Origin of the sequence: Bradyrhizobium sp. (genome assembly GCF_036735945.1) — a bacterium.
Classification (GTDB): domain Bacteria; phylum Pseudomonadota; class Alphaproteobacteria; order Rhizobiales; family Xanthobacteraceae; genus Bradyrhizobium.
The window spans coordinates 34,533-53,137 of the sequence record NZ_DAINNI010000016.1; the positions used below are offsets into that span (position 1 = coordinate 34,533).

Annotated in this window: 21 protein-coding genes; 17 read left to right on the forward strand and 4 right to left on the reverse strand. The window is 65.1% G+C overall.

What is annotated here, in order from left to right:
- Window positions 1–158: 158 nt before the first annotated feature.
- The 4 genes from phnC to phnE (V7E26_RS08365) all read left to right on the forward strand — a co-directional run bounded on the left by phnC (window position 159) and on the right by phnE (V7E26_RS08365) (window position 3,782).
- A complete protein-coding gene (phnC, locus tag V7E26_RS08350; RefSeq protein ID WP_324414971.1) occupies window positions 159–974 on the forward strand; it encodes a phosphonate ABC transporter ATP-binding protein in 816 nt (271 codons plus the stop codon).
- Between the two features lie 72 nt (window positions 975–1,046).
- Window positions 1,047–1,985: a phosphonate ABC transporter substrate-binding protein gene (gene phnD, locus V7E26_RS08355; protein ID WP_324414972.1), complete on the forward strand. Its 939-nt coding sequence runs from the start codon at window positions 1,047–1,049 to the stop codon at window positions 1,983–1,985.
- A gap of 67 nt (window positions 1,986–2,052) precedes the next feature.
- Window positions 2,053–2,937 carry a phosphonate ABC transporter, permease protein PhnE gene (gene phnE, locus V7E26_RS08360; protein ID WP_324414973.1) on the forward strand — a complete coding sequence of 295 codons (885 nt, stop codon included), beginning with the start codon at window positions 2,053–2,055 and terminating at the stop codon, window positions 2,935–2,937.
- Window positions 2,934–3,782: a phosphonate ABC transporter, permease protein PhnE gene (gene phnE, locus V7E26_RS08365; RefSeq protein ID WP_324414974.1), complete on the forward strand. Its 849-nt coding sequence runs from the start codon at window positions 2,934–2,936 to the stop codon at window positions 3,780–3,782. The genes phnE (V7E26_RS08360) and phnE (V7E26_RS08365) overlap by 4 nt, the downstream gene beginning before the upstream one ends.
- Window positions 3,783–3,786: 4 nt before the next feature.
- Here phnE (V7E26_RS08365) and phnF read toward each other — a convergent pair whose 3' ends face one another.
- A complete protein-coding gene (gene phnF / locus V7E26_RS08370; protein ID WP_324414975.1) occupies window positions 3,787–4,515 on the reverse strand; it encodes a phosphonate metabolism transcriptional regulator PhnF in 729 nt (242 codons plus the stop codon).
- Between the two features lie 114 nt (window positions 4,516–4,629).
- On the opposite strand from phnF, the gene phnG reads away from it, so the two are divergent.
- The 11 genes from phnG to V7E26_RS08425 all read left to right on the forward strand — a co-directional run bounded on the left by phnG (window position 4,630) and on the right by V7E26_RS08425 (window position 12,873).
- A complete protein-coding gene (phnG, locus tag V7E26_RS08375) occupies window positions 4,630–5,085 on the forward strand; it encodes a phosphonate C-P lyase system protein PhnG (protein ID WP_324414976.1) in 456 nt (151 codons plus the stop codon).
- Between the two features lie 3 nt (window positions 5,086–5,088).
- The gene (phnH, locus tag V7E26_RS08380) at window positions 5,089–5,694 is read left to right on the forward strand and encodes a phosphonate C-P lyase system protein PhnH (protein WP_324414977.1); all 606 of its coding nucleotides are present in this window, start codon (window positions 5,089–5,091) and stop codon (window positions 5,692–5,694) included.
- Window positions 5,695–5,697: 3 nt separating this feature from the next.
- Window positions 5,698–6,801 carry a carbon-phosphorus lyase complex subunit PhnI gene (locus V7E26_RS08385; protein ID WP_324414978.1) on the forward strand — a complete coding sequence of 368 codons (1,104 nt, stop codon included), beginning with the start codon at window positions 5,698–5,700 and terminating at the stop codon, window positions 6,799–6,801.
- Window positions 6,798–7,682: an alpha-D-ribose 1-methylphosphonate 5-phosphate C-P-lyase PhnJ gene (locus V7E26_RS08390; protein WP_324414979.1), complete on the forward strand. Its 885-nt coding sequence runs from the start codon at window positions 6,798–6,800 to the stop codon at window positions 7,680–7,682. Before V7E26_RS08385 ends, V7E26_RS08390 begins: the two co-directional genes overlap by 4 nt.
- Complete coding sequence (gene phnK / locus V7E26_RS08395) at window positions 7,675–8,469, forward strand: phosphonate C-P lyase system protein PhnK (RefSeq protein WP_324414980.1); 795 nt, start codon at window positions 7,675–7,677, stop codon at window positions 8,467–8,469. The genes V7E26_RS08390 and phnK overlap by 8 nt, the downstream gene beginning before the upstream one ends.
- An 8-nt stretch (window positions 8,470–8,477) precedes the next feature.
- On the forward strand, window positions 8,478–9,176 hold the full coding sequence (gene phnL / locus V7E26_RS08400; RefSeq protein WP_324414981.1) for a phosphonate C-P lyase system protein PhnL: 699 nt from the start codon (window positions 8,478–8,480) through the stop codon (window positions 9,174–9,176).
- Window positions 9,177–9,189: 13 nt separating this feature from the next.
- Window positions 9,190–10,347 carry an alpha-D-ribose 1-methylphosphonate 5-triphosphate diphosphatase gene (locus V7E26_RS08405; protein WP_324414982.1) on the forward strand — a complete coding sequence of 386 codons (1,158 nt, stop codon included), beginning with the start codon at window positions 9,190–9,192 and terminating at the stop codon, window positions 10,345–10,347.
- On the forward strand, window positions 10,344–10,925 hold the full coding sequence (gene phnN / locus V7E26_RS08410) for a phosphonate metabolism protein/1,5-bisphosphokinase (PRPP-forming) PhnN (RefSeq protein ID WP_324414983.1): 582 nt from the start codon (window positions 10,344–10,346) through the stop codon (window positions 10,923–10,925). The genes V7E26_RS08405 and phnN overlap by 4 nt, the downstream gene beginning before the upstream one ends.
- A gap of 19 nt (window positions 10,926–10,944) precedes the next feature.
- Window positions 10,945–11,556 (forward strand): pyridoxamine 5'-phosphate oxidase family protein, encoded by a 612-nt coding sequence (locus tag V7E26_RS08415; protein ID WP_324414984.1) that lies wholly within the window; start codon window positions 10,945–10,947, stop codon window positions 11,554–11,556.
- A gap of 180 nt (window positions 11,557–11,736) precedes the next feature.
- Window positions 11,737–12,504 (forward strand): SDR family oxidoreductase, encoded by a 768-nt coding sequence (locus V7E26_RS08420; RefSeq protein WP_324414985.1) that lies wholly within the window; start codon window positions 11,737–11,739, stop codon window positions 12,502–12,504.
- Window positions 12,505–12,654: 150 nt separating this feature from the next.
- Entirely contained in the window at window positions 12,655–12,873 is a 219-nt protein-coding gene (locus V7E26_RS08425) for a hypothetical protein (protein WP_324414986.1), read from the forward strand.
- On the opposite strand, the gene V7E26_RS08430 is transcribed toward V7E26_RS08425, so the two are convergent.
- Window positions 12,870–13,778: a LysR family transcriptional regulator gene (locus V7E26_RS08430; protein ID WP_324414987.1), complete on the reverse strand. Its 909-nt coding sequence runs from the start codon at window positions 13,776–13,778 to the stop codon at window positions 12,870–12,872. The two genes, V7E26_RS08425 and V7E26_RS08430, sit on opposite strands and share 4 nt — an antisense overlap.
- 85 nt (window positions 13,779–13,863) lie before the next feature.
- On the opposite strand from V7E26_RS08430, the gene V7E26_RS08435 reads away from it, so the two are divergent.
- The gene (locus tag V7E26_RS08435; RefSeq protein ID WP_324414988.1) at window positions 13,864–14,925 is read left to right on the forward strand and encodes a YeiH family protein; all 1,062 of its coding nucleotides are present in this window, start codon (window positions 13,864–13,866) and stop codon (window positions 14,923–14,925) included.
- Between the two features lie 26 nt (window positions 14,926–14,951).
- On the opposite strand, the gene V7E26_RS08440 is transcribed toward V7E26_RS08435, so the two are convergent.
- Window positions 14,952–15,794, reverse strand: coding sequence for a nitroreductase family protein (locus V7E26_RS08440; protein WP_324414989.1), 843 nt, complete (start codon window positions 15,792–15,794; stop codon window positions 14,952–14,954).
- Between the two features lie 176 nt (window positions 15,795–15,970).
- Here V7E26_RS08440 and acdA point away from each other — a divergent pair, with 176 nt between their 5' ends.
- A complete protein-coding gene (acdA, locus tag V7E26_RS08445; protein WP_324414990.1) occupies window positions 15,971–17,182 on the forward strand; it encodes a 3-sulfinopropanoyl-CoA desulfinase in 1,212 nt (403 codons plus the stop codon).
- Between the two features lie 6 nt (window positions 17,183–17,188).
- On the opposite strand, the gene hemN is transcribed toward acdA, so the two are convergent.
- Window positions 17,189–18,541 (reverse strand): oxygen-independent coproporphyrinogen III oxidase, encoded by a 1,353-nt coding sequence (hemN, locus tag V7E26_RS08450; RefSeq protein WP_324415024.1) that lies wholly within the window; start codon window positions 18,539–18,541, stop codon window positions 17,189–17,191.
- Between the last annotated feature and the right edge of the window lie 64 nt (window positions 18,542–18,605).

An 18,605-nucleotide genomic window follows, 5' to 3' on the forward strand; every position in this document is an offset into this window, starting at 1 on the left:
AGGGCAGGGCCACGTCATCAGCGCGCTTGATGACGTGGTCATGACGCTTTGATGACAGCGAGGCGCAGCGTGGATGGACACCGTAGCGCAGCGCCGCCGTCACACAACTGTAAAATCCCTCGATTAGCGATCGAGCTACAACGACGCTGGAGCCGTGCATGCTGGTGGTAGAAAATCTGACGTGCCGTTTCGGCGCAAAGGCTGCGGTCGACAGCGCGTCATTTTCGATTGCGCCCGGCAGTTTCGTCGGCGTGATCGGCCGCTCCGGCGCCGGCAAGTCCACGCTGCTGCGCATGATCAACCGGCTGGCCGATCCCTCCGAGGGCCGCATCCTGTTCGATGGCGTCGATATCACCGCGCTGCGCGGCCGCGAGCTCCGGCAATGGCGGGCGCGTTCGGCCATGATCTTCCAGCAGTTCAATCTGGTCGGCCGGCTCGACGTGCTCACCAATGTGCTGATGGGGCGGCTCGCCGAAGTGCCGACCTGGCGCTCGCTGGCCCAGCTCTGGCCCGAGGCCGACCGGGCACTGGCGCTGTCGGCACTCGAGCAGTTCGACATGGCGGCGCTCGCCGCCCAGCGCGCCGACCAGCTTTCCGGCGGCCAGCAGCAGCGCGTGGCCATCGCCCGCGCACTGGTACAGGAGCCGGACATCATCCTGGCCGACGAGCCGATCGCCTCGCTGGATCCGCGCAACACGCGCATCGTCATGGACGCGCTGCTGCGCATCAACAAGCATTTCGGCATCACCGTGCTCTGCAACCTGCATTCGCTCGATCTCGCCCGCAGCTATTGCGACCGGCTGATCGGCATGGCGGCGGGGCGCGTCGTATTCGATGGCGCGCCGGAGACACTGACAGACCACATCGCGCGTGAGCTCTACGATCTCGAGGCCAATGACGTGATGGGCGGGGCACCGGCGGAGGCGCCTGATGCCGCGGCCATCCCGGCGCTGAACACCGCCGCCGCGGCCTAGGCCGCTACATCAAGAAAGGTGGCCGGTTCAATGCAGCCGGCCGAAAGCGTAACCCCAACGAAAGGCAGACCAATGTTCAACCGTCGTACCGTGCTTGCCGGCGCAGCCGCGCTGGTCTTCAGCGCAGCAACCGCTTCGGCGCAGGACTGGAAAGGAAAATATCCGGAACTGACCTTTGCCGTCGTGCCGGCCGAGAACGCCTCCGGTGTGACCGAGCGCTGGACCCCGTTCGTCAACTATCTGTCCAAGGAACTCGGCGTGAAGGTCACTTTGCGCATCGCCAATGACTACGCCGCCGTCATCGAGGGGCAGCGCGCCGGCAACATCCATATCGCCAGCTACGGCTCGGCCTCGTTCGCGCGCGCCCGGCTGACCGGCGTGAAGAGCGATGCGTTCGCCAACGACATCAACGCCGACGGCTCGACCGGCTACTTCTCGGTGTTCTTCGTCAAGGCGTCGAGTCCCTACAAGACCATCGACGATGTGAAGGCCAAGAACCTTGGCCTCGTCGATCCGAACTCGACCTCCGGCAACAACGTGCCGCGCTTCGAGCTCAACAAGCTGGGTATCCCCGACGCCGAGCAGTATTTCGGCAAGGTCGTCTTCACCGGCAGCCACGAGAACGCGATGCTGGCGCTGGCGCAGGGCACGGTCGACATCGCCGCCAACCAGTGGACGTCCGAGGACGACTCGACGCTTGCCCAGATGCTGCACAAGGGCATGCTGAAGAACACGGACGGATCGCCGATGAAGAAGGACGATTTCCGCATCGTCCACAAGTCGGCGCCGATCATCAACGGCCCCTATGCCTATAATTCAGACCTGCCGGACGGCCTGAAGGCTGCGATCGCCAAGGCGTTCTTCGATGCGCCGGCCAAGGACAAGGCAGCGTTCGATCGTCTCTCGGACGGCCAGAAGAAGGGTTTCCATCCCGCCACGACCAAGGATTGGGACGGCACCATCGAGCTGATCAAGTTTGTCGACGCCCTGCGTAAGAAGAAGGCGTCGTGATCGTAGGACGATAAGGACTGGGCCGGGCGGCAACGACCCGGCCATTTCCTTGAAATCCTGACCCGACATGACCAGCGCCGTTTCCATCCTCCCGGAGCAGCAGCTCGCGAGCCTCAACGAGGCCTATCGCATGGCGGTGCGGCGCAAGCGCCTGCGCGGGTTGTTTTCGGCGGCATTGTTCGCGGCGGCGCTGACGCTGGCGGCAATCGGCTCCGAAGTGAACCTGCGGACGTTGTTCACCCACTTCGGCAATTTCATCAGCTATTTCGATCGCATCCTGACGCTGGATGACCACACGCGGGTCTGGACCAACTTCGGCGAATGGTTCTGGGGCTGGCAGAAATGGTTGAAGCTGCTTGGTGAAACGATCCTGATCAGCTATGTCGGCACGCTGACTGGCGCGGTGCTGGCGTTCGCGTTGAACTTCCTCGCTGCTGAAAACACCTCGCCCGCGCCGTGGCTGCGCTTCGTAGTCCGCCGCGCGCTGGAATTTGCCCGCACGGTGCCGGGCATCGTGTTTGCGCTGATCTTCGTGATTGCTTTCGGTCTCGGACCGATGGCCGGCGTGCTGGCGATCGCCATCCATTCCACCGGCGCGCTCGGCAAGCTGTTCTCCGAGATCGTGGAAAATGCCGACATGAAGCCGGTCGAGGGTGTGCGCTCCACCGGCGCAAGCTGGCTCTCCTGCATGCGCTTTGCCGTGCTGCCGCAGGTCACCGCGGGCTATGCGAGCTATGCGCTGCTGCGCTTCGAGATCAATGTCCGCGAGGCCTCGGTGATGGGCTTCGTCGGCGCCGGCGGCATCGGACAGGAACTCGTGGTCGCCATCCGGAAGTTCTACTATTCCGACGTCAGCGCGATCCTGGTCACCATCATCATCACGGTGTTCCTGATCGACATCGCGACGGGCTGGCTGCGCGCAAGACTGTTCGGCGGCGAGGCGCGGGCATGACGCGGCTGCCTTCCGAAGATCACGCAAGGCTGCGGGCGCGCTATCCCGAGGTGTTCAATCGTCCGGCGTCATCGCGGCTGGCGACGCCGCTGATGCTGGTGGTGGCGCTTGCAATCTTCATCTTCGGCATGGTCGATCTCGACTTCTCGCCATCGCGGCTGATCGCGGGGATCAGCCAGCTTGGCTGGATCAGCCTGATGATGCTGCCGCCCGATCCCGGCGCGTCGCTGCCGGCCTATCTCGCCGCCCTCGGCGAGACGCTGTCGATCGCGCTGCTCGGCACCACCATCGCGGCGATTGCCGCGCTGCCGGTCAGCCTGCTCGCGGCCAGGAACGTGGTTCCGTCAGCCATCTTCCGTTTCCCCGTGCGCCGCTTCCTCGATTCCATCCGCGGCGTCGATACGCTGATCTGGGCGCTGGTCTGGATCAACGTCGTCGGGCTTGGACCGTTTGCCGGCGTGCTCGCGATAGCCGTCGCCGATTTCGGCGCATTCGGAAAACTGTTCTCGGAGGCGATCGAGGCTGCCGACCGCAAGGAAGTGGAGGGCATCCGTGCTTCCGGTGGCGGCAAGCTGCACGAGATCCGCTTCGGGCTGATGCCGCAGGTGCTGCCCGTGATTGCAGGGCAGGTGCTGTATTTCATCGAATCCAATACGCGATCGGCAACGATTATCGGCATCGTCGGCGCCGGCGGCATCGGGCTGCAGCTCGCCGAGCAGATCCGCGTGCTGGAATGGCAAAAGGTCTCGTTCCTGATCCTGATGATCCTGGTGGCGGTCGCCGCGATCGACTGGATCTCGAATCGCCTGCGCTTTGCCATCATCGGCCGGCGGGCCATCGCCTGAACCCTTAGCCGTTCTCGACCAGGAACTGCACTCGCTCGGCGGCAAAGCGCACATGCTTTGTGACCAGCGGCCGTCCCTCAATATCGACGTCGGTGGAATCGACGATGAGGATCGGGCGGCCGAGCGCGAGGTCGAGCCGCGCGGCATCGGTGGCGTCGACAATGCCGGCGGTGATCCGGGTTGAATCGCGGCGATAGTCGCGAATGCCGTAGTGGGCCAGCAGTTTCGTCATGGAGCGCGCTCCGGCGTAGACGCGCCCGGCCTCAGGGAACCGCTCGGCGGATAGCCAATGGGTGCCGACGCAGATCGGCGCGCGGTCGGCCAGGCGCAACGCCTCGATGCGGATCAGCGGCGCGCCGGCCTTGAGGCCAAGCTCGCGCGCCAGCTCGCGGCTTGCGGTCTCCTCCGAGGCCTCGACCATTTGTCCGCGCGGCTCGCGTCCGCCGGCGCCGACAATTTCGGAAAACCGCGTGCGCGAGCGCAGGGGATAGGCCAGGCGCGGCGCCTCGACATAGGTGCCGCTGCCGCGTTCGGCACGCACCAGCCCGCGTTCGGCCAGCGCCGCCAGCGCCCGGCGCACGGTGTGGCGGTTGACGCGGTAGGTTTCAGCAATCTCCATCTCGCCCGGCAGCTTCTCGCCGGACGGAAAGCGGCCGTCGGCGATGCCGCGCTCGATACCGTCGGCGACCTGGCGCCACAGCGCCACGCCGGAAGCGCCGTCCTGCAAGCTCATGTCGCCTCGAGGGCTGGAAAAATCATCACGGCGTCATGAAACAGTCATTTGCGTTCTCTATCAAGTTGTCTACTATCATAGACAACTTGAATCAGGCAAGGCCGGGAAGTGGCGATGGCGGCGGAAAGCGAAATGGCGGCGCGGCGCAAGGCGGCAATGACGGTGCTGGCGCATGCGGAAGCCGCCGACATCGCCGAGCGCCTTGGCGCGATCGATGTTCCCGCGCACCAGGCGCTGCGCGAGGCGGAGAACGGCCTTGTCATGGTGCGTGGCCGGATCGGCGGCGACGGCGCCGCGTTCAATCTCGGCGAAGCCACGGTGTCGCGCGCCGCGGTGCGGCTTGCCACCGGCGAGGTGGGCTTCGGCTATACGCTCGGCCGCGATTTCGACAAGGCGCGGATGATCGCGCTGTGCGATGCCATGGTGCAGTCGCGGGAACTCGCCGAAGCGGTCGAGATGAAGGTGCTGTCCCCGCTGCGCGGCTCGATGCAGGGTCGGCGCCGCCAGAGGTCCGCGGAAGCGGCGGCGACCCGCGTCGATTTTTACACAATGGTGCGCGGTGAGGGCTGACCGATGGTGACAATCGCCGAATTGCCGGCAGGGTTTGCAGACAAGGTATTGTCGGCGCAGTCCACGTTCCGCTCCGTGATGGACGCCATCGCGCGCCCCGGCAGCGTGCAGCGTGTCCGTGCCGCGGCGGGGACGCCGCCGCCGCTGATGCACGGCACGGCGGCCATTGCGCTAACTCTCTTTGACCATGATACGCCGATCTGGCTTGACCGCACGATATCGACAACGTTGGACGTCGGAAAATGGCTCAAGTTCCATACCGGCGCGCCTTTGATTGCGGACTCTTCCGCGAGCGGCTTTGCCGTGGTCGCCGGCGCCATGGATCTTCCGCCGCTTGATCGCTTCGCGCTCGGCAGCAGCGAATATCCTGACAGGTCCACCACGCTGATCCTGCAGGTCGATAGTCTTTCGTCGGGGCCCGCGTACGAACTCACCGGTCCCGGCATCGACGGAGTGACGGTGCTGCAGGCCACCGTGCCGGCAAACCTGTTCGAGCAGCTTTCCGTCAATGCCACGCTGTTTCCGCGCGGCCTCGACGTCGTGCTGGTGCATGATGACGCCATCGTCGCGATCCCTCGAACCACGCGGATTGCCGCGCACGGAGCCTGACCGATGTATGTGGCCGTCAAGGGCGGGGAGCGCGCGATCGACAACGCCCATCGCCTGCTGGCGCACGAGCGGCGCGGCGACCGCGATGTTCCCGAGATGTCGCTGTCGCAGATTTCCGAACAGCTGAGCCTCGGCGTCGATCGCGTCATGACCGAGGGATCGCTATACGACCGCGAGCTCGCGGCGCTCGCCATCAAGCAGGCGCGCGGCGATCTGATCGAGGCGATCTTCCTGGTGCGTGCCTTCCGCGCCACCCTGCCGCGCTTCGGCGCGACCGAGCCGGTCGACACCGGCGCCATGCAGGTCCGCCGCCGCATTTCCTCGACCTTCAAGGACATGCCGGGCGGGCAGGTGCTGGGGCCGACGTTCGACTACACCCACCGCCTGCTCGACCCGCAGTTGGCGGAAGGCAGCGCACCGGAGGCGCCGGCTATTGCCGAGCCGCTGGCGGCAATGCCGCGCGTGACCGACATCCTGGGCCGTGACGGGCTGATCGAGTCCTCCCCGGAAGCCGACGCCGATACGCCGGTCGGCGATCTCACCCGTGAGCCGCTGAATTTCCCCGCTGACCGCGATCTGCGCCTGCAGAATCTCGCGCGCGCCGATGAAGGCTTTCTGCTCGCGCTCGGCTATTCGACCCAGCGCGGTTATGGCCGCAGCCATCCCTTTGCCGGCGAAATCCGCTTCGGCGAGGTCGAGGTCGAGTTCTTCGCCGAGGACGTCGGCTTTGCCGTGCCGCTCGGCGCGATCCCGATGACCGAATGCCAGATGGTCAACCAGTTCAAGGGCTCGGCGACAGAAGCGCCATGCTTCACCCGCGGCTATGGCCTCGCCTTCGGCCAGAGCGAGCGCAAGACGATGTCGATGGCGCTGGTCGACCGTTCCTTGCGCGCTCGCGAGTTGTCTGAGGAGGTCAAGGCCCCGGCGCAGGACGAGGAGTTCGTCATGTCGCATTCCGACAATGTGCAGTCGACCGGCTTTGTCGAGCACCTCAAGCTGCCACATTACGTCGACTTCCAGTCCGAGCTCGGCCTGCTGCGCAAATTGCGCGCGGAGTTCTTTGAAGCTGCCGCGCAGGCGGAGCCCTTGCAGGAGGCCGCGGAGTGAACGCCACTACCTATAATTTCGCCTATCTGGACGAGCAGACCAAACGGATGATCCGCCGCGCCATCCTGAAGGCGATCGCGATCCCCGGCTACCAGGTGCCGTTCGCCAGCCGGGAGATGCCGATGCCGTACGGCTGGGGTACCGGCGGCGTGCAGGTGACCGCGGCGATTCTTGGCCCGGACGACGTACTCAAGGTGATCGATCAGGGATCGGACGATACGACGAATGCGATCTCGATCCGGAAATTCTTCGCCAGGACGGCAGGCGTGGCGACGACGACCTCGACGGAAGCGGCGAGCGTGATCCAGACCCGGCATCGCATTCCGGAGGCGCCGCTGCATGCGGGCCAGGTGCTGGTCTATCAGGTGCCAATCCCGGAACCGCTGCGCTTCCTGGAGCCGCGCGAAACCGAGACGCGGCGCATGCATGCGCTCGGCGAATATGGGTTGATGCACGTCAAGCTGTACGAGGACATTGCGCGCTTCGGCCATATCGCGACTTCCTACGCTTACCCGGTGAAGGTCAACGCGCGCTATGTGATGGACCCGTCGCCGACGCCGAAGTTCGATAATCCGAAGATGGACGATTGCGCGGCGCTGCAACTGTTCGGCGCCGGCCGCGAAAAGCGCATCTACGCCATTCCGCCACATACCAGGGTGGTGTCGCTGGATTTCGAGGACCATCCGTTCTCGCGCTACCGCTTCGACGCGCCCTGCGCTCTGTGCGGCGCCGACGATTCCTATCTTGACGAGATCGTCACCGACGACCAGGGCAGCCGAATGTTCGTCTGTTCGGATACCGATTTTTGCGAGGGCCGGCAGGCAGCCGGCCATCGCGGCACGGAGAGCGCCGCGCCTCACAAGGAGCGGGTGCATGGCTGAGCGGTTGACCGGGAATGACGAACCGTTGCTGGTTGCCGAAAGCCTGGGCAGGAATTACGGCCGGCTGACGGCGTGCCGCGACGTCTCCTTTGCGCTGTATCCTGGCGAGGTGCTGGCCGTCGTCGGCGAATCCGGCTCCGGCAAGTCGACGCTGCTGCAGCTGCTTTCGGCGCAGCTCGCGCCGAGCGCCGGCCGCGTTTCCTATCGCATGCGTGACGGCGTGCTGCGCGATCTCGCCTCCCTCGGCGAGGCCGAGCGGCGCTTCCTGTTCCGCACCGACTGGGGCTTTGTGCACCAGGATCCCGCGCAGGGCCTGCGCATGGCGGTCTCGGCCGGCGCCAATGTCGGCGAGCGGCTGATGGCGGTCGGCTGGAATCACTACGGCCGGATCCGCAAGACCGCCTCGAACTGGCTCGAGCGGGTGGAGATCGAGGTTTCCCGCATCGACGACGCGCCGCGCACCTATTCCGGCGGCATGCGCCAGCGCCTGCAGATCGCGCGCAATCTCGTCACCGAGCCGCGGCTGGTGTTCATGGACGAGCCGACCGGCGGGCTCGACGTCTCGGTGCAGGCGCGCCTGCTCGACCTCCTGCGCAACCTCGTCAGCGAACTGGGCCTTGCGGCCATCATCGTCACCCACGACCTCGCGGTGGCGCGGCTGCTGTCGCATCGCGTGATGGTGATGAAGGGCGGGCAGGTGATCGAGACCGGCCTGACCGACCAGGTGCTTGACGATCCGCGCGAGCCGTATACCCAACTGCTGGTATCCTCGATCCTGCCGCCATGAGAACCCGGATGACTGCGATGATCGAACTTAATAACGCCGAAAAGACCTTCACCATGCACCTGCAGGGGGGCGTCGAGCTGCCGGTGGTGCGCGGCGTGTCCTTTCATGTCGATGCCGGCGAATGCGTCGTGCTGTCGGGTCCATCGGGCGCGGGGAAGTCGTCGATCCTGAAGATGATCTACGGCAATTACCGCTGTGATTCCGGGCGCATCGACATCCGTCACGATGGCGCCGTGATCGACCTTGCGAAAGCCGAGCCGCGACGGGTGCTCAACGTGCGCCGCTCCACCATCGGCTATGTCAGCCAGTTCCTGCGCGCGGTGCCAAGGGTGGCGACGATCGACGTGGTTGCTGAGCCGCTGATCGCAAAGGGCGTGATCCGGGAGGCGGCGCGCGAGCGTGCCGGTCACCTGCTGCGTCGCCTCAACATCCCGGAGCGGCTGTGGCAGTTGCCGCCCTCGACCTTCTCCGGCGGCGAGCAGCAGCGCGTCAATATCGCCCATGGTTTTGTCTCGGACTATCCGATCCTGCTGCTGGACGAGCCGACGGCTTCGCTCGATGCCGCCAACCGCGCCGTTGTCGTCGAGCTGGTCGCGGACAAGAAGCGCAACGGCGTCGCCATGGTCGCGATCGTCCATGATGATGAAATTCGAGAAGCGATCGCCGACCGCGTCGTCGACGTGACGACGTTCGCGGCGGCGGCATGAGGGAAGACTTGAGATGACGTCGACGAAGTCCGACACCGTTCTCGGCAACGCACGCCTGGTTCTCGCCGACCGCGTTATCGAGCAGGGCTGGATCGCTTTTGCCGATGGCCGGATCGCCGACTTCGGCGAGGGCAAGGCGCCCGCCGGAGGCGAGGACGCCAGGGGCGACCTTGTCATGCCCGGCCTGATCGAGCTGCACACCGACCATCTCGAGGCGCACTACGTGCCGCGGCCCAAGGTATTTTGGGACGCGACCGCCGCGGTCGTGTCCTATGACGGCCAGCTGGCCACCTGCGGCATCACGACGGTGCTGGATTCCCTGCGCGTCTGGCGCGAGGACGGCGCGGAGGATGTCGACGGCCGCGCCGGCGTGCTCGCCGCCGCGATCACCTCCGCCCGTGAGGCCGACCTCCTGCGTGCCGATCACTTCCTGCATCTGCGCTGCGAAATCCCGATGCCCGACGTGGTCGAGGAGGCCAGGGAACTGATCGGCCGCCCCGACGTGCGGCTGATGTCACTGATGGATCATACCCCCGGCCAGCGCCAGTTCCGCGACGAAGTAAAGCTGCGCGACTATTATCGCGGCAAGGGCGGCGGCATGACCGATGCCCAGCTCGACGTGCTGTTCGCGCGGCGTTTCGCCTACCAGCAGGCCTATGCCGCGACCAACATGCGCGCCATCGTGGCGCTTGCGCACGAATACAATATTCCGCTCGCGAGCCACGACGACACCACGGAAGAGAACGTGGCCGATGCCGTAAGCGACCGCGTGTCGGTGGCGGAGTTTCCGACCACCATGGAGGCCGCGCGCGGCCTGCACGAAGCCGGCATCGACATCCTGATGGGCGCGCCGAACGTGGTGCGCGGCGGCTCCCATTCCGGCAATATCGCCGCGGTCGATCTCGCGCGCGAGGGCCTGCTGGACATCCTGTCCTCGGACTACATTCCCTCGAGCCTTTTGATGGCGGCGTTGCAATTGCCGCGCGACGTGCCCGTGATCGATCTCGCCTCCGCCGTGCGCACGGTGACCAAATCGCCGGCCGAGGCAGTGGGCCTTTCGGATCGCGGCGAGATTGCAGTCGGCAAACGCGCAGACATCATCCGCGTCCATGTCGGGCGCGGTATTCCGGTGGTGCGGAGTGTATGGCGGGAAGGGCAGCGTGTGGCATGAGCGAGGCGCTGACAATTCCGGAGACGAACACGGGCGCGATCGGGCCGGGAAAACTGGTGCTCGTAGTCGGGCCGAGCGGCGCCGGCAAGGATACGCTACTGGGCCTTGCGCGCGCGGCGTGCGCCGATGACCCAAAGATCGTGTTCGCCCGGCGCATGGTGACACGGGAAGCTTCCGAAGCGGAAGACAACGAGCAGATAAGCGCTGAAGGCTTTCGCGAAGCGCAGGCGCGGGGGTCGTTCGCGGTGCACTGGGAAGCGCATGGCCATGCCTATGGACTACCGCGAAGCGTCGAGGACGATATCCGCGCCGGCCGCACCGTCGTCGCCAATGTCTCCCGCACGGTGATACCGGCGCTGCGCCGTTCCTATGCCAACGTTGTCGTCGTCTCGATCACCGCGCCAGCGGATGTGCTTGCTGAACGCCTTGCGATGCGCAGGCGCGGCAGTGACGGCAACATCGCGCAGCGGCTTGCGCGCGCGGTCGAGGACGCCGAGCCTGATACGACCATCGTCAACGTGTCGAGCGCGGAATATCACGCCCGCCAACTGCTTCGCGTCATTGGCGGCACCGCGTGAAGGGGGCAGGAGCGGGCGAATGACGGTAATCTCGACGATCGAGCAGCTCGAAGCGATCTACGGCTTCCCGAATGACGCTTCCACGGTGAAGGTCGCCGACCGCGTCACGCCGGCCTATCGCGTGTTGATCGAGACCTCGCCATTTGCAGCGCTGGCGACCTGCGGGCCGGAGGGGCTTGATTGCTCGCCGCGCGGCGACCTAGCAGGCTTCGTGCGGATCCATGACGAGACGACGCTGATGATGCCGGACCGTCGCGGCAACAACCGCGTCGATTCCCTGCGCAACGTCGTGCGCGATCCCCGCGTGGCACTGCTGTTCCTGATCCCCGGCTCCGGCACCACGCTGCGCGTCAATGGCCGCGCTTATCTCTCCGCCGATCCCGGCCTGCTCGCATCCTTCGCGATGGACGGCAAGGCGCCGCGCACCGTCATCGTCATGAAGATCGAGGAACTGTACTTCCAGTGTGCCCGCGCCATCGTGCGCTCCGATCTCTGGAATCCCGACAAGCGCGTCGATCCCAGGACGCTGCCGACGCCGGGCGAAATTCTCGCAGGGATGAGCGACAGCACCGTCGGCGGTGAAAAATACGACAGGGAATGGCCTGAGCGGGCGGCGCAGACACTCTGGTGATTTGCGGCCAGTCGAGAAACGATCCCGGTCCCCCCTGTGCATCGATGATGCGTTTCGGGGAATATTCCAATTGGTGCGCGGCAGCGGCAATCGGTTGCCATCCTTGCCCGGGCATGGTGTACGGTAGTCTTGCGTCGTTGATCGGTGCCTTCGACACCGCACGCATGGGGAATATCGGCCGTGGCATTTGAACTGTTCAATCTCGCCGGCAAACGTGCGCTGGTTACGGGATCCTCCCAGGGGATCGGCCTCGCCATCGCGCGCGGGCTCGCCGGGCATGGGGCGTCGGTGGTGCTGAACGGACGCGAGCGCGGCAAGCTCGACGCTGCCGCCGCGAGCCTCTCCGCGGCCGGGCACACCGTCGCGGTGGCCGGTTTCGACGTGACTGTCGCAGGCGACGTTCGCGAGGGCGTTGCCATGATCGAGCGGACCGTCGGTGCGATCGACATTCTCGTCAACAACGCCGGCGTGCAGTTTCGCAGCCCCCTGGAGGAGTTTCCCGTCGAGAAGTGGGAGCTGCTGCTCAGGACCAATGTGTCGAGCGCCTTTTACGTCGGCCAGGCCGTGGCAAGGCACATGATCCCGCGCGGCAAGGGCAAGATCATCAACATCGCGTCGGTGCAGAGCGAACTCGCCCGCCCCGGCATCGCGCCCTACACCGCGACCAAGGGCGCGATCAGGAACCTGACGCGGGGCATGTGCACCGACTGGGCGAAATACGGCCTGCAGGTCAACGCCATCGCACCGGGCTATTTCAAGACACCGCTGAACCAGGCGCTGGTCGACGACGCCACGTTCTCGGCCTGGCTGGAAAAGCGGACCCCGGCCGGTCGCTGGGGCAATGTGGACGAACTGATCGGCGCTGCCGTGTTTCTGTCGGGCGACGCTTCGTCGTTCGTGAACGGCCATACGCTGTATGTCGACGGCGGTATCACGACCAGTTTGTAGTCGTTTTGTTCAGGGCAGGACAAAGCCATCCAGCCGCGGGTTCTTGCGGAAATATGCTTTCCTTCGGAGGCCCGAAAAAGCAAATCACTACCATTGCGCTGAAGGGCTGAACGGACGACATTTGCCGGGAAATCTGCAGATTGGCCGCAAATGGAACGCTTGCGATATGAGCCGTTTGGCGAGCGCCTGGCCCCCGAAGGGGAGGCGCGGCCGGCTTCGCGCGCGTCCAGATACCTGCTGTGGACGGGTACCGGCCTGTTCTGGTCGCTGGTCGGAGCCATTGTATTGGCCCGCGCCGTCTTCTTCGAGCCCGGCGTTTTTGACGGTCTCAGCCGCGTCGCCGCCTACGCCAAGGCGCTGGTGTTTTAGGCCACTTCCGCTACCGCCTTATCCTGCCAGATCATCCGCTCGAACGCGGTCGCCGCCGGGATTTCTATGCGCCCGGGCACCTTCAGTTGCCATAGCGTTCGTTCGATCTGCAGGTCGCGCATCTGCACGATCTTGAGCTTGCCGAGCGTCACCTGATCGGACACCGCGGCACTGGAGACGATGGCGATGCCGAGGCCGGCCGCGACCGCCTGCTTGATCGCCTCGGTGCTGCCGATTTCCAGCGTACGCCGTGGCTCGATTCCGCCGGCCGCCAAGGCCTGCGCCACCACCTCGCGCGACCCGGAGCCGGGCTCCCGCACGATCAGGGTCTCGTCGCGCAACGCCGCGCCCTCGATGCCGCGTGGGGCGCCTGCAAGGCGATGCCGCGCATCGACGATCAGGCTCATCACATCGGTGCGCCAGGCACGGCTTTCCAGCTCGTCGTCTTCGACCGGGCCTTCGACCAGCGCGATCTCGATATCATGCGCCAGCATGAGGTCGGCGATATCCCGGGTGTTGGCGATGACGAGATGCAGGTCGATGCCGGGATACCGCCGGTGAAACGCGCCCAGATAGTCCGATATCATATAGGTCGCGATCGTCGTGGAGGCGCCGATCCGCAACGAACCGCTGTCGAGGCTGCGCAGCGACAATAACTCGTCCTCCGCCGCGCGCTCGGCCGCAAACAGCGTCTCGGCATGCCGCACCAGCGCGGTTCCCTCGCGGGTCGGCCGCACGCCTTTCGGGGTCCGGTCGAGCAGGCGGCAGCCGACCTGAAGCTCGAAGTCCCGCACGCCCTTGGAGATCGCCGGCTGGCTGATATGGAGTACGTCGGCCGCCCGGGAGAAGCTTCCGGTTTTCACCACCGTGGCGAACAGGCGCAGCAGGTGCAGGTTCAGGGACATAACTTTCCTCTATCGGGCAAGATCGAAAATATATTACCCATTTATCCCATTGTGACGCATAGATTTTCTCCCACAGGAGCAACTAGTGCCGCAAGACGAGGAATCTTCCGCCTCCCGGAATAGCCTGGCGACCGGGGTGGCCGGCCTTGCGGCGCTGGCTCCCGGCATCCTCCTCGCCACCGCCGTTGCCGGCGTCTCGACGGCGCTGGAAGCCGGGGAGCGGCGCCTGTTCGGCCACCCCTATGTGGAGGCGCTGGTCCTGGCGATCCTGCTCGGCATGGCCCTGCGCAGCTTCTGGAAGCCGTCGGAGCGGTGGCAGGCCGGCATCGCCTTCAGTGCCAAGCAACTGCTCGAGGTGGCCGTGATGCTGCTGGGCGCCTCCGTCAGCTTTGCCGCCATCGCCGCCTCCGGCTTTGCCCTGCTCGGGGCGATCGCCGCCGTTGTCATCGTGACGCTGGGCCTCAGCTTCGGTCTCAGCCGCATGCTCGGCCTGTCGACGCGGCTCTCGATCCTGATCGCCTGCGGTAATTCCATCTGCGGCAACTCGGCGATTGCCGCGGTCGCGCCAATCATCGGCGCCGATGGCGACGATATCGCATCGTCGATCTCCTTCACCGCGATCCTCGGCGTGACCATGGTGCTGGGTCTTCCGCTGCTTATTCCGCTCCTGCACTTGTCGGCGACGCAGTATGGAATTCTCGCCGGCCTCACTGTCTATGCCGTGCCGCAAGTGCTCGCCGCCACCGTGCCCGCCGGGCTCGTGAGCACGCAGATCGGGACGCTGGTGAAGTTGATGCGCGTGCTGATGCTGGGGCCGATCGTGATCGGACTTTCGCTGCTTGCTCCCCATTTGCGAGGAGGCGAGCGGGGCGGAACGGCGGTCGGTTTCTTCCGGCTGGTGCCCTGGTTCATCCTTGGCTTTCTGGCGCTCGCGGCGCTGCGCTCGCTCGATCTCGTGCCGGCGATGGCGCTCGGCCCGCTGACCACGATCACCGTCTTCCTCACGGTCGTATCAATGGCGGCGCTGGGCCTCGGCGTCGACGTTCGGGTGCTCGCGACCGTCGGGAGCAGGGTGACGGCGGCGGTGACGCTGTCGCTGATGCTGTTGCTCGCCATTAGCATCGGACTGATTCACTGGTTCAAGTGATACGAGCGCTGCGCTCGCTCGTTCGGTCAATCCAGCTTGAAACCGATGCGCTTCACATAGGCGCCAAAATCGGCGCGTTCGGGATGGGCGTATTGACGGGCCTTGTCCTCCGACCAGCCGTAGCTTTCGGCACGTCCGAACTCCCTGACATAGCGCTGCGCCGCGTAAGGCTGGGCGGCTTCACGGCGCCGGTCATAGGCCTCGATGGCGGTATCGAGGCCATCCTCTTCAAATGCATTGCGATGGACGGTCATGGACAGCGGCAACCGCATGCTGATCCTCGGCGTTTCGGCGGGATATCCGACCGCGAGGCCGGCCACCGGGAAAACATGGTCGGGAAGCTTCAACAGGCGCGACAGCGTGTCGGCGTGATTGCGTACCGCGCTGACCGGACAGACGCCCAATCCCTCAGCCTCGGCCGCGATCACGAACGCGGACAGCGCGACCCCCGCATCGACCGCTGCATTGAAGAAGGCGTCAAGGTGATCGTTGGCAAACGGCACGGCGCGCAATGTGTGGATCCGGCGCTGCCGCCGGTTGTTGCCGCAGAAGACGAGGAGGGTCGGTACGTCAGCAAGCCATTTCTGGCCCAGCGGTCCTTCAGTGAGAGGAGCCGTGATCTCCGATTTCAGGGACGGCTCGTCGACGATGATGATGTCGCGCTGCTGAAGGTCGCTCTTGGTCGGCGCACTCAGCGCCAGCGCGCACAGCCGTCGCAACGTCGGATAGGGGACGGGATCGGATCTGAATTTTCGGACCGATCCCCGTGCGGCCAACTGGCCGAAGATCGCGGGGGCGTCGCTATCGATCTCGATATCGGCGGCATCGGGACCGAAGCGGTCGACGAACGGCGTTCTCGAATTGGACATCTCGAAGATCTCCAGTGGCGCTGCTGCTTCATGTCAGGTTTGCACGAAACAGGCAAAGCCCGGCATCGTGCGATGATATCAATTGACGCGGGGCTCGCATTATTCGATTGCCTTTTGGCCGGCTTCGGAGCCGAATGATCGAAAAGACGTGCCGTTTCCCGGGAGGATGATTGCAGATGGATATGAAGCTGTCAGCCGAGCAACAAAAGCTCCGCAGCGCCGCGCGTGAACTGGCCGAAGCCGAATTCGCCCCCAAGGCGGCGGAGATCGACCGCACCGAGGCCTATCCTTTCGACAACGTGGCCGCGCTGAAGGCCGCGGGCTTCATGGGCTACACCATTCCAAAATCTCATGGCGGCCGGGGCGGCAGCTATTTTGAAGCCGCCTTGATCATCGAGGAAATGGCGCGGGTCTGCGGCGCGACGGGACGCATCACGGTCGAAGCCAATATGGGGGCGATTTCGGCGGTCATGCAGTATGGTGCCGAGAAGCAGAAGCGGCTGGCCGCCGACCTCGTTCTGTCCGGCGACAAGCCCGCGATCTGCATCACCGAGCCGGAGGCCGGATCGGCCGCCACCGAAATGACGACGCGGGCGGACAAGCGCGGCAGCACCTACGTTATCAGAGGCAAGAAGCACTGGATCACAGGAGGCGGCGTCTCAAAGTTGCATCTGATCTTTGCCCGGGTGTTCGACGAGCGCGGCGAAGAGCAGGGGATTGGCGGCTTTCTCGCGCTCAGGGGAACGCCGGGCCTGATCATCGGCAAGCGTGAGCCCGCCATGGGGCTGCGCGGCATTCCCGAAACGGAGATCATCTTCGAAGACCTCGAGATTCCGGAGGACATGCTGGTGCTGCCGCCGCGCGGGCTGCGGCGCGGCTTTGCCGATCTCATCGATGCCTATAACAGCCAGCGGGTGGGTGCTGGAACGGTCGCGCTCGGGCTCGCGCAGGGCGCTTTCGAGAAGGCGCTGTCCTTCGTGAAGGAGCGCAGGCAGTTCGGACGTCCGATCGCCGAGTTTCAGGGGTTGCAATGGATGCTGGCCGACATGGCGATAGCGCTCAACGCGGCCAGGCTGTCGCTGCACCAGGCTGCGCTCAGCGCCGATCCCTTTCCCGATCCGCTTCTCGCCGCGCAGGCCAAGATCATCGCGTCGGAGACGGCCAATAATGTCACCAACCAGGCGCTGCAATTGTTCGGCGCCCGCGGCTATTCGCGCGACTATCCGCTCGAACGGATGGTTCGCGACGCCCGCATGTTCACGATCGCGGGCGGCACGGCGCAGGTGTTGCGGACGCTGGTGGCGTCCAGGATTCTCGACACGAAGATCCCGCAGACCCGCGATGGATATCTGGAGGCGGTCCGAACTCCCTCGCTTGCAGCGAAGTGAACCTGATCAGACCGCCCGGCTGTGCGTCGCCGCGGAATTGGCGAGATGGGCGTCGAATGCCGACGCGACGCTCCGAACCAGGAATTCCGCGCCGTCGCTGATCGAGAGCCGATTGTCGATCATCGTCACGGCGCCGTCAGCGATGAGGCTCTCGATCCGCGGCCGATCGACGATGGCCGACCTGATGTCGCGGCCGTGCACCTTGGATATGAAGGGCAGATCGACGGCAAGGTCGCACATGATCCGCTCGATGATGTCGGCGCGGAAGCGGTCTTCCGGCGTGAAGCGATAGCCCTTGGCGGTGGCGAGCCGCCCCTCGGCGACACGCGCCAGATAGTCGCGCGTCGGAACGACGTTCTGAATGAAGCCTTGCGGCATGCGGCCGATCGCACTGGCGCCGAGGCCGATCAGCGTGTCGGCGGAATCGTCGGTGTAGCCCTGGAAGTTGCGCCTCAGCCGGCCGTCCTGCCGCGCGATGGCCAAATTGTCGTCCGGAAGAGCGAAATGGTCGAGGCCGATGCGGACATAGCCGGCGTCCAGCAAGGCTTCCGCGATCGTCTCGGACTGCAGGTGACGCTCGATGCTGTCGGGAAGGGCGTCTTCATCGATCTTGCGCTGGTGCTTCTTGAACGATGGAATATGCGCGTAGCCGAACACCGAAAAGCGATCGGGGCGGTGCTCGACGCACTTGGCGACGGTATCGAGACAGGAATCCACCGTTTGCAGGGGAAGACCATAGAGCAGGTCGAAATTGATCCGCTTGACGCCTGCATGGCGCAGGCGCTCGACCGACGCTGCGGTTTGCTCGAAGCTCTGCATGCGATTGATGGCGCGCTGCACGGCGGGATCGAAGCTCTGGACGCCGAGGCTTGCGCGGTTGACACCGCAATAGCCGAGCGCCTCCGTCATCTGTTCGGTCAGGGTACGCGGATCGATTTCGACCGCGATCTCCGCATCAGGAACGACGAAATAGGCATGGCGTAACGCGCCGACCAGGTCGGCAAATTGTTCGGGCGACATGATCGTCGGCGTGCCGCCGCCGAAGTGGATGTGGGAGATCGGCATTCGCTGGCCGATCGTCTCGGCGACAAGCTGGGCTTCGGCGCGCAGGCCCGCTGCATAGGTCGCGATCGGCTCGTCGCGCTTGGTGACCGAGGTGTGGCAGCCGCAATACCAGCACATCGACCGGCAGAACGGCACATGCAGGTAGATCGATGCCGGCTGCTTGACCGATATCGACCTCAGCCAGCGCCGGTAGTCTTCCTCGCCGATCGCCGGCGAGAAGTGCGGGGCCGTGGGGTAGCTGGTGTAGCGCGGCAGCCTGTCCTGCCCATAGGATTGCGCCAAGTCCGATCGCAAGTCCGATCGCATCTGCATTTCTCCTTCACCGGGATCATGTACCGGAACCGGGGCGAAGCGACTT